This window comes from Proteiniclasticum ruminis (genome assembly GCF_900115135.1).
Taxonomy (GTDB): domain Bacteria; phylum Bacillota; class Clostridia; order Clostridiales; family Clostridiaceae; genus Proteiniclasticum; species Proteiniclasticum ruminis_A.
Window position 1 is genome coordinate 23720 of record NZ_FOVK01000018.1, and the last position, 10381, is coordinate 34100.

Annotated in this window: 9 protein-coding genes; 1 reads left to right on the top strand and 8 read right to left on the bottom strand. The window is 42.0% G+C overall.

The features are described 5' to 3' along the window. Positions 1-2 precede the first annotated feature (2 nt). The 8 genes from BM243_RS13970 to BM243_RS14005 are packed head-to-tail and all read right to left on the bottom strand — an operon-like array spanning position 3 to position 9190. Positions 3-1193 carry an electron transfer flavoprotein subunit alpha gene (locus BM243_RS13970; RefSeq protein WP_074913060.1) on the bottom strand — a complete coding sequence of 397 codons (1191 nt, stop codon included), beginning with the start codon at positions 1191-1193 and terminating at the stop codon, positions 3-5. A 14-nt stretch (positions 1194-1207) separates the two neighbouring features. Then, positions 1208-1996, bottom strand: a complete 789-nt coding sequence (etfB, locus tag BM243_RS13975; protein ID WP_074913062.1) for an electron transfer flavoprotein subunit beta — start codon at positions 1994-1996, stop codon at positions 1208-1210. Between the two features lie 10 nt (positions 1997-2006). Beyond that, positions 2007-3146 carry an acyl-CoA dehydrogenase family protein gene (locus BM243_RS13980; RefSeq protein ID WP_074913064.1) on the bottom strand — a complete coding sequence of 380 codons (1140 nt, stop codon included), beginning with the start codon at positions 3144-3146 and terminating at the stop codon, positions 2007-2009. Positions 3147-3183: 37 nt separating this feature from the next. Next, positions 3184-4806, bottom strand: a complete 1623-nt coding sequence (locus BM243_RS13985) for a class I adenylate-forming enzyme family protein (RefSeq protein ID WP_074913066.1) — start codon at positions 4804-4806, stop codon at positions 3184-3186. A 36-nt stretch (positions 4807-4842) separates the two neighbouring features. Then, positions 4843-6024: a YkvI family membrane protein gene (locus BM243_RS13990; protein WP_074913068.1), complete on the bottom strand. Its 1182-nt coding sequence runs from the start codon at positions 6022-6024 to the stop codon at positions 4843-4845. 1 nt (position 6025) lies between these two features. After that, complete coding sequence (locus tag BM243_RS13995) at positions 6026-7165, bottom strand: 2-hydroxyacyl-CoA dehydratase subunit D (protein ID WP_074913070.1); 1140 nt, start codon at positions 7163-7165, stop codon at positions 6026-6028. A 1-nt stretch (position 7166) separates the two neighbouring features. Further along, a complete protein-coding gene (locus BM243_RS14000) occupies positions 7167-8390 on the bottom strand; it encodes a 2-hydroxyacyl-CoA dehydratase subunit D (protein WP_431602465.1) in 1224 nt (407 codons plus the stop codon). A 23-nt stretch (positions 8391-8413) separates the two neighbouring features. Beyond that, entirely contained in the window at positions 8414-9190 is a 777-nt protein-coding gene (locus tag BM243_RS14005) for an acyl-CoA dehydratase activase (protein ID WP_074913074.1), read from the bottom strand. A 438-nt stretch (positions 9191-9628) separates the two neighbouring features. Between BM243_RS14005 and BM243_RS14010 the strand changes: the two genes are divergently transcribed. Next, positions 9629-10219, top strand: coding sequence for a helix-turn-helix transcriptional regulator (locus BM243_RS14010; RefSeq protein WP_074913076.1), 591 nt, complete (start codon positions 9629-9631; stop codon positions 10217-10219). Positions 10220-10381: the final 162 nt, after the last annotated feature.

A 10381-nucleotide genomic window follows, 5' to 3' on the forward strand; every position in this document is an offset into this window, starting at 1 on the left:
CCTTACAAAGCTATTCTTTCAATTTCATCTAACAATCCTGGGATTACTTGGTACAGATCACCAACGATTCCATAATCAGCCACTTCAAAAATTGGTGCATCCTGGTTCTTATTGACGGCAATGATATAATCAGAATCTTTCATCCCTGCAATATGCTGAATGGCGCCTGAAATCCCAAAAGCAAAATACAGTGTCGGCTTTACAGTTGTGCCGGTCTGCCCGACCTGATACTGATGCTCAATCCACCCTGCATCAACACACGCTCTCGAAGCCGCAACCGTTCCTCCCAGTTTTTCTGCAAGCTCTTCCAGGAGCTTAAACCCTTCCTTGTTTCCTATGCCCATACCACCAGCAACGATAATATCTGCATCACTTAAAGACACTTGTTTTGCTAAGCTCTTCACTGTCTTAAGGACCTTGGTTCTGATTTCATCCGGTTGAAACGATACATCAAGACGGATGACTTCTCCTTCACGCTCAGGATCATAAAGAGCTTTGTCCATCACTCCGGGTCTCACTGTGGACATTTGAGGCCTGGTGTCTGGGCAAATTATCGTAGCCATGAGATTTCCACCAAAGGCTGGTCTTGTTTGTCGGAGTTTTCCATCTTCCGGATCAATCTCAAGACTTGTGCAATCTGCGGTTAGTCCTGTACTGGATTTCACTGCAATGCTTGGACCTAGATCGCGGCCAATATGGGTCGCTCCCAAAAGCACAATTTCAGGCTTATACTTTTTAATGGCTTCATGAAAAACTTTAGAATATCCATCAGTGGTATAGGTTCTAAGCTCTTCATGATCCGCCACATAAACCACATCTGCTCCATGGGCAATGAGATCCTCAACCTGATGTGACATCTGGTATCCACATAGGAGTGCACAAAGCTTTGATTGTCTCTTTTCTGCCAATTTCCTTCCTTCGCCAAGAAGCTCATATACGACAGGCATAACCTTTGACTCTCTTTGCTCTGCAAATACCCAAACATCCTGATATAATGACAGATCCTCTTTTTCTTTTTCCATCTCTTCTTGCATAATCGCTTTAAAAGGACACGCTGAGACGCACACACCACAGTTGGTGCAAGCTTCCCCAATCACCGCTAGTTTTCCTTCCATAGCAATGGCATCAAAGGGACATTTCTTCACACAGATCGTACATCCTCTGCACAGATCATTGATTACTTTAACAGCCATATTGAATCCTCCTCCTAAAGCACATGCTTCTCCTGTAATTTGTTCACAAGAATTTTCGACATTTCAGATACGCTTCCACCAGCGATCATCTCTCCTTTTCCTTTCATTTCAGGAGTAAAGGATCGATATACTTTGGTTGGGGACGCATAGAGCCCGCAGTCTTCTGAAGTAAGATTCAATTCTTTATGAGTCAGTACCGTAATCTCCTTCTCAAAAGCATCTACAATGCCACCGATGCTCATATATCTTGGTTTATTGAGTTCTTGAACACAAGTCAGCAAGCAAGGCATCTTTGTTTCAATCAGTTCATATCCGTCTTCAAGCTGTCTTTCAACAATGCAGCGCTTCTCCTCCACAGTCACCTTCTGCACATAGGTGACCACTGGAATATTCAGTCTTTGGGCCACTTGAGGGCCTACCTGTGCAGTATCTCCATCGATCGCCTGGCGACCTGCAAAAATGATATCTCCTCCACCTATTTTCCGGATTCCGGCGGCAAGAGTAGTGCTGGTGGCACAGGTATCTGCACCTCCAAATGCTCTATCACTAAGAAGATAAGCACTGTCTGCTCCCATGGCCAAGCATTCTCTTAGCATGTTTTTCGCCTGGGGCGGCCCCATGGTTATAACCACAACTTCAGATCCATCATGTTCTTCTTTGATTCTAAGTGCTTCTTCCAAAGCACTCACATCGTCAGGATTCAGTATACTTGGGACTCCTTCTCGAATCATGGTCCCTGTTTTAGGATCAATTTTAACTTCATTGGTATCTGGCACTTGTTTTACACATACAATCAGTCTCATACTATCCCTCCTAATGTTTTAACAGCTGATTCGAGATTACCATCTGCTGAACTTGGGAAGTTCCTTCATAAATGGTGAATACACGACAGTCTCGATACATTCTTTCAATCTTGTAATCTTTTATGTACCCATAGCCACCGTGAATCTGCAGTGCTTTGGCACATATTTCATTACAGACTTCGGACGCATAAAACTTAGCCATTGATGCTGCCATTGATGCAGGTTTCTTTTCATCCATCAGATATGCAGCTTTATAAGTTAGAAGCTTTGCCGCTTCAAGCTTTGTCGCCATTTCCGCAAGCATAAAGGATATAGCCTGAAAATCAGCAATTCTTCTGTTGAACTGCTTCCTTTCTTTCGAATAGCGCAACGCCTCATCTAACGCACCTTGGGCAACGCCAATGGATTGTGCTGCTACCCCAATTCTTCCTGTGTCTAGTGTCTTCATTGCATTCGTAAATCCTTTTCCTTCTTCTCCCAAAAGATTCGACTTATGAATCCTGACATTTTCCAAAACGATATCGCTGGTTGCACAACCTTTAAGTCCCATTTTGTTTTCTGCTTTTCCGCAAGACACCCCTGGTAAAGTCATATCGACAATAAAGGCACTGATCCCCCTTGTCCCTTTACTTGCATCTGTCTTGGCGTAAACCACCGCATAGTCTGACAACGGTGCCATGGTGATGAATGTTTTTCTTCCGTTTAATATATAGTACTCACCCTCACGCACTGCGGTTGAACTCATACTTCCCGCATCTGATCCCGCACCGGGCTCTGTTAAAGCAAAACAAAGTTTCTTCTCTCCTCTGATGATGGGTCCCAGGTAGTTTTCCTTCTGCTCTTCGGTCCCATCCATATAAAGAGGCCCTCCTGATAACGAGTTGGGGGAAGAAACATAGACACTTGCTACGCCGCTGACTCTTGCAATTTCTTCTACAACCAGCACATAGGCTCTATGATCTCCACCAGCACCACCCATGGCTTGAGGAATCTTCACACCAAAGAATCCTGCTTTTGCCATCTTCTGTAGAATTTCTTCTGGAAAGGTTCCTTCATCCTCTATTTGATCAAGAATTTCATTTGTGAGCTCTTTCTCCGCAAAAGTCCGAACAAGTTTTCTGATCATTTCATGTTTTTCTGTTATGTACATCCATTTGCCTCCCTGTTTTATACATCGTTTTTTGAATTTATAATGTAATTCTTTTCATATGCCCCTCACATTCAGAAAGGGATCCAACTTTCTCTTCCACCTGCTGTTTCAGGTGGCACATCATGACTTTTCCACTGCCATTATACGGTAAGGCTTTCATGAGAAAGAGGAATTTCGGCACTTTGTACTGAGCAAGTCTTTTGCTTAGATATACTCTTAAATCTTCTAAACAAAGCATGCCTTCCCTTTCTTCCACCACACAGGCTGCGATATCTTCCTGGAGCACTTCGCTGGCTACTCCTAGAACTTTGCAGTCCCGGATACCGCCATACTCCATGAGTACACCTTCAATTTCCTTTGGTGATATGTTTTCTCCACCTCGAATGATCATTTCTTTCATTCGTCCTGTGATATAAAGATATCCTTCCTGATCCACATACCCAAGATCCCCTGTTCTCAGCCATCCGTCTTTCAGAATGGTCTTTTCAGTTTCTAATGGCATATTGTGATACCCTTTCATCACATGGTACCCTCTTGTCTGAACTTCTCCCACTTCATATGGTTTCATTTCTTTTTTGAGTCTCCCGTCGTAGATCCGGAGCTCCACATGGTCAATTTTCTGTCCACATGTTTGTGATTTCTTTAAGATGGAATCCTCTACTCGAGCAATGGTAATGCATGGAGAGGACTCTGTCTGGCCATAAGAAGTATGTAATCTTGCATTGGGCACAATGCTTGCAATCAATTCATACTCTTTCTCTGATATGGCAGAACCCGCCACAACCCCAGAGCGTATAGTTTTCAGGACCTCTCTCTCTTCCTCTTTTCTATGGAAGAGTGCCAAAAACATCGAGGGCACACCATTTAAAACAGTACATTTTTTCTCCTCTACCGCGTCCAATATCTTGACTGTTTTTGCTTGAGATAAAAGCGTCATGGTACATCCTGCATAAAGGGAAGCCATCAAACACGCTGTGATGCCAAAACAATGAAATAACGGTACTGCCACACAGAGGTTGTCTTTTTCATTCCATTCCATTTTTCTGGCAATTTCTGTTCCATTATTTAGAATGCTTCTATGAGACAGCATCACACCCTTGGGTTTGCTGGTTGTTCCCGAAGTAAAAAGAATCACTGCGGTATCCTCTGTTTTGACTTCATTCATTCTCTCAGAAAGCTTCCTCTTTTCATCTGTTTTCTGCCGTTCCACATTTATCCTATTCCTGGCTTCGGCAACCACATCTTGTAAGGAAAGTGTATTCTTTTGGGAAAGGAATTCATTGTCTATCTCTTTTAGAAGTTGTCCTGCCTGGATTTCTCCAGGCAGGTCACCATACAACAGAGCAGCCACAGGATGATCCTGCAGTAAATCTTCAATTTCTTCATAGCGGTAATGACTGTTATAAAGGACAGGAACCAAGCCCGCTTTCATCAGTCCTAAAAAGCAGAAGATGTATTCGTCACAGTTTATTGACCATATGGATACCAGATCTCCTCTGGTATATGCTTTATCGATAAAATAAAGTGCCACTTGATCCGAAATTTCGTCGATCTCACGCCAAAGATACGTATGCTCCATAAAGTTTAACCCTACATTCATACCATATCGTCTGGCCTGATCTTTCAGATAAATTCCTATAGTACAATCTATCAATTCCATCTTTACCTGCTTTCTCCTTTACGTCATTTATGCCAATTATCGTGCTATTTTTTCTGTTTTGTCTTCCAACACTTCACTTTTGTTCAATAAACCAAGTAAGCTCATTACCATATGGATCGTGAAAGGAATAACTACTACTGCAATGGTAATATAGCCGAGATAGCCATATCCTTTTGCAACTAGTGGTATCAGCCCGAATTGAGCAATACCGAACGCCATGACCACAAATACAAACGTAGTGATTACCCCTAGTTTTGAAGGTTTATTAGAATCAGCTGATACAGCTTCTTCCTTGGAAAACTGACTGGTTACTCTATTAACAACTCCAGCAATCATATTGACAGCTGTTGATACAGCCCCCAGTACAATAAGCAACGAGATAATTGGCAACATGAATGTGCTACCTACACCATTTTTCACAAGAAGCAGTATCGGAACGGAAACATTTCCTAACTCGGGATTTGTGGCAATAGCAAGCATTCCTACTGTACACAATGAAATGATTCCTATATTAACAATGAGTCCATAGATCATGCTTTTTTTCGCATCATCATCAGAGGTGAAAGGCTTTGCATGCTGCACAAAAAGTCCGATAGAAGCCAGCTGGAATGAGAAATAAAGGAAAGATTTCCATAGTGCTGGGCCTGCTGGAGCTGGATTATCTGCCATAACCTTTATGGTTTCTGTAATACTTCCCCACTGTGCAATGATATTTGGAATATAAACAATGAGAAGACCCACAACGATTAAAACAGATAATGTAGCGGCGGCTTTTCTCACAATATCTGTTCCATATATAGCCACGAAGAATATAAATACCCCAATGATTAAAGTACAGATGATATAGGGAATCCCGGTGAGAGCTGCCATGGTAGCACCGCCAGTGGCAAATGCCACAGAAGGAGCAATACAGAGAAGCACAAAATAAACTACTTCATATAGATTCGAGAACACAGGAGCAAATTTTCCATAAAAGCGGTTATTGAAGCTTCTATAATCATAGGTCTTGTTTCTATGCGCAAAACGCAATGCATACCACTGATACACTGCACTAAGACACTGCGCAATGATTGGTGTTATGAGGGTCCAGATCCCAAACGCAATAAAATACTGAAAAAGTTGTGCGCCTGATGCGAATCCGCCGCCAAACTGAGTTGTAAACCAGACAAAAGCCACACCGATAGTAACTGACATATTCTTTTTGTCAATGAGTTTCATTTTAAACCTCCGTAAGTATATTATTGGTTTCTACAAGAGTTTGAAGTGAGGTATGCGTCTGTTCAAATGTTGACATCTGGCGGTCCTGCTCAATCATATGACATCGGATTCCAGCCTTTTCACAAGCTTTCTTTATAATGACATAATCAAACTCCTCAGGATCACAGAACTTTGTCATAACCACTAAAACCGCATCAGCTTTTCTTTCGATGGCCATGGAAACAATGAGGTCTGCTCTTTTCTTTTCTTCGTCGAAGAGCACAGAACAATGCCCCATCCGTGTGAATTTTTCTGAAAGATCAAGTAAAGGTAGGTCCTTTCTTTCGGAATCAACACGATACTGACGGGATTCGCTGGCCATATCATCGCCAACCACCGCAATGCCATATTGGTCTAACAAGGAAAGGAAGGTCTTGTTATCGGATATAATACCTGTCGTGATGATACGCATGGCGTTCTTAGGACTTCTGTCTGACTGTTTCAATAAGGACAGCAATTCTTGAATCCACTGGCTATGGATTTCCTTATCCATAAAGTATGCACTCTTGTATACCGCACTTCTCTCCACTGCCGTCAGTACCGGTCTATCTGAGAGACATTCATCCAATTCCCGCATGAGCCTATTGTGCTCATTATAGATTCCCATGGATTTTGCCAAGGACTCTTGAGAGAACTTTTCTCCAGTGATTTTTTCAAGATCCTCTATGACACGGCTATAATTTGAATGAGTATACATCTTAGCCCCACGGCTGTTTCGGTTTTGAGGATATACCATCGGTATAAACGGAATATGGGGCACTGCATATTTCCAGTTTTCCCCCAGACATTTCAATGAATCACAGAGGGATGGAATCAGAATTGCGCTCATCCCCTCATAAGAACCATTCATCCCAAGTTCTAAAATTGACTGTGTAATACTGCATATAAACGCTGGAAAGTAACTCTTTGCTTTTTCAATTTCAATATCAGCCCCCCATAATCCAAAAGGTACGATATTCATGGAATGGAGAATCTCCTCAGGTGTATACACCGGTGCACATCCAACCACCTTTTTGCCTTGGGAAAGATACGACTTCATTTGTACTTCAGGGTGTTCAGAAACATCCTGGAACTTTTTCATAAGAATGTCTAACTGCTCCATCTTAGTGAACCTCCTTATTCATTTCCATGATTTCTGTAAGTCCCTGAACTCGTGTTTCATACTGGGCTTCCGAGAAATTTCTAGGATCTGCCTGATCTCCATCAAATGAAGTGACTGGAATTTCACACTCTTCTCCAATCTGTCTGCTCATCTCATACATGAATCCACTCCAGAGTTTACACGAGCGGTTCGTATGAACCAGCATACCTTCAGCATTTGTTTTCTTTACAATACTGACTCGTACATCTTTAGCATGTTCCAGGTTCATGGCATTTGGAACGTTGCAGTAGGCTCTAATGAGACCATCAAAATCATCATAGATAAAACCAAACGCATCGGCGTAAATGGTTGCTACCATATTTATCCCTCTTGATTTGAGACCTGTAAAGGTTGTTCTTAGATGAGGCCAGCATGCGATTCCTTCAAACATGATTCTATGCTTTTCCTCCGCTCTAAATGTGCTGGATCCAGCCTCAACCGCTTCTTTATACTCTTCTGTCAAACGCTCAAAAGCTTCTGCGGCTTCAACGGTTCCTCTTGCACATACTGCTACAGCCATGTGATTCAGAAGATCAAATCCGCTCAGTGGAGAGGGTTTGAATTTTGTATAGGATGTTGCTTCAAGCCAAGCTCTTGAGGTTCTGTTGGATATTGCCATAATCTCTTTAAACCTATCTTCAGACCACTTTTTCCCAGTAATGTCCTCAAGTCTTGTGATTGCTTCCTCTATTTGTGTTTTTACATACGCTACCTGATCATCGCTCACTCCATAGTCCGGATTGAATGGAATATCAATAAGGATCATCGGGATATTCAGTTCCTTGGCAATATTTTCATACCATTTGATCATGCAGTTGCAGATATTATTGCAGCATAAAACAAAATCTGGTTGAGGCATATTCTGCTCCGGTGCGTCTTTGATATCCATATATGCCAAGCTTATTCTCGCATAAGCACATATATCATTGCTGTACCCCTGACCTTCTGCATAGCTGCACATCTTTTCTCCTGCACCTCTGGCTGCAATCGCTGCAGCCTGATTTTCTGGATAGACCACCTTAATGCCTAACGTCTGAAAAATCTCTTGTGGGAAATTACTTGCGCACCAACCTATTTTTTCTCCATTTTTTTTAGCTTCATGTGCTTCCTCATAGTGCCTGACGATGATCTCATTGAGCTTGAATTTAGCTGAATTGGGATCCAATGGTTTTCTTTCTTTTTTAATCTCTGACATTTTTACCTCCTTTTTCACATAGATAACCGCTCATACGCTGATAATGCAGCCCCTATCGCCCCCATGTATTGTGCGTCTTCATGATAGAGCACTGGTTTGTTCAGTGATCTTTCAAGAGCATTTCTAACACCACCGTTTTTTGCAACACCTCCACTCATATATACTTGTTCCTCTATGCCAATCCTTTGGGATAAAGCAGCAACTCTTTTTGCTACCGATTCACAGATTCCTCTAGCAATATCCTCCAGTTTAATTCCTCTTGCCATTTGGGATATTACTTCAGACTCTGCAAATACAGTACATGTACTGGATATCGATGCCGGCTGATGGGACTTCGAGGCCAATACTTCTAAGTCTTCAATGGAAACCTGTAGGATCCCCGCCATAACATCCAAAAACCTTCCTGTTCCCGCTGCGCATTTGTCATTCATCAGAAAACTCTTCATTTTGCCATTGGCGTTCAAAGACATTACTTTTACATCTTGTCCACCAATATCAATGATGGTACGTGCACCTGGTGAGGTGAAATATACACCTTTTGCATGGCAGGTCAGCTCGCTTAAATTCTCATCTGATTTCTCGAATGTTGATCGGCCATACCCTGTGGATATGATAAGTCCAATATCCTGTTCCTTGATCCTTGCATTTTCCATGGCCAGTTCATATGCCATTTCTGGTTTTTGAGTTCCTGCACCACCTATGATCAGTGCCGAACCAAGAATCCTCTTCCCATCTTGCATTACTACGCACTTGGATGTGGTAGAGCCAATATCAATTCCGATCGTAACCATTTTACACCTCATCTTGTTTGTTTATTATCAAACATTTCATAATAAAAAAATATATAACTAAAATGTACTATATTCTTCTTCTCTCTAATTTATCTTCATGAAAACATTATCTCACGTAAAAACCTATTGTAACTTGTTACTTGTAAACTAGTAACAAGTTAATAAATTAACAATAACACCATTTGTTTTATTTGTAAAGGTTAATCATGAAGAGTTCTGAAATTTTATCTGTTTGTTAATGTGTGCATGACGGGCCGCCCCCCAGCGCTTCGTATCTCGAATCATTATGAGGAGTTCTTATAATGCTCTTCATTTGCTGCTTTAGTAATGTTATTGGGTCATACGCAACCATTGGTTGCGAAAATTCAAGCCCTTCTTTCTGGTTTCGCAACCAAAAGTCCACTATACTGAAGATATCAAAGAAAAAGAGGTGGATCTATGAAACTGAATGAAAAGATATTCTATCTTAGAAAAAAAGAAGGCTACTCTCAGGAAGCCCTGGCAGAAAAACTAGGGGTTTCCCGTCAGGCTGTGAGCAAATGGGAAAACGGCGATGCGGATCCTGAAATCTCAAAACTGAAACTGATGGCAGATCTCTTTGGGGTCACCACGGACTGGCTCCTTTCTGATAACGGCATAGAGGTGAAACGCAGCACATCCTCCTCTCCTCAGCCGTCTGCTGCTTCCTCCATGCCCTCCTGGGTGGAGAACCTGCCGAGCATCATGGCAAAGATGATCAAGAGATACGGATGGATTGTTGGGCTCTATGTGGCATTTTCCGGAGCGGCCATCGCAGGATTGGGCTTTCTCGCACGATTCATGACAAAAAGGATGTTTGGACTGTTCGGCTCTCCTGGTGATGATCTATTTGGTCAAGATCCAGTATTCATAGAGTTTGCCACAAGAAACCCCGTGTCTGTCATGGGCTCTGTCTTCATTCTCATTGGCTCTGTTCTCTTTATTTCTGGCATCCTCATCGCTGTAGCTTTAAAAAGATATGCCCAGAGGGAGAATCACGAAAAGCAGTAATCCTTATGAAAAACTCTCTAGAGCTGCACATTCACTGATTCTTAGATGAAAAAGAGGAACCTCTTACACAATGTCATTAAGTTAAGAAAATCAGCGTATGGAAACATGCGCTGATTTTTTTGCAGATTTTTTTAAAGAAAAGCTTGACATTCATCAGCAAAA

What these genes read in the sequence shown, in the direction of transcription:
- etfB (WP_074913062.1), bottom strand. Translation starts at nt 1,996, where the DNA reads ATGAGACTGATTGTATGTGTAAAACAAGTGCCAGATACCAATGAAGTT.
- BM243_RS13995 (WP_074913070.1), bottom strand. Translation starts at nt 7,165, where the DNA reads ATGGAGCAGTTAGACATTCTTATGAAAAAGTTCCAGGATGTTTCTGAA.
- BM243_RS13990 (WP_074913068.1), bottom strand. Translation starts at nt 6,024, where the DNA reads ATGAAACTCATTGACAAAAAGAATATGTCAGTTACTATCGGTGTGGCT.
- BM243_RS13985 (WP_074913066.1), bottom strand. Translation starts at nt 4,806, where the DNA reads ATGGAATTGATAGATTGTACTATAGGAATTTATCTGAAAGATCAGGCC.
- BM243_RS13970 (WP_074913060.1), bottom strand. Translation starts at nt 1,193, where the DNA reads ATGGCTGTTAAAGTAATCAATGATCTGTGCAGAGGATGTACGATCTGT.
- BM243_RS13980 (WP_074913064.1), bottom strand. Translation starts at nt 3,146, where the DNA reads ATGTACATAACAGAAAAACATGAAATGATCAGAAAACTTGTTCGGACT.
- BM243_RS14010 (WP_074913076.1), top strand. Translation starts at nt 9,629, where the DNA reads ATGAAACTGAATGAAAAGATATTCTATCTTAGAAAAAAAGAAGGCTAC.
- BM243_RS14005 (WP_074913074.1), bottom strand. Translation starts at nt 9,190, where the DNA reads ATGGTTACGATCGGAATTGATATTGGCTCTACCACATCCAAGTGCGTA.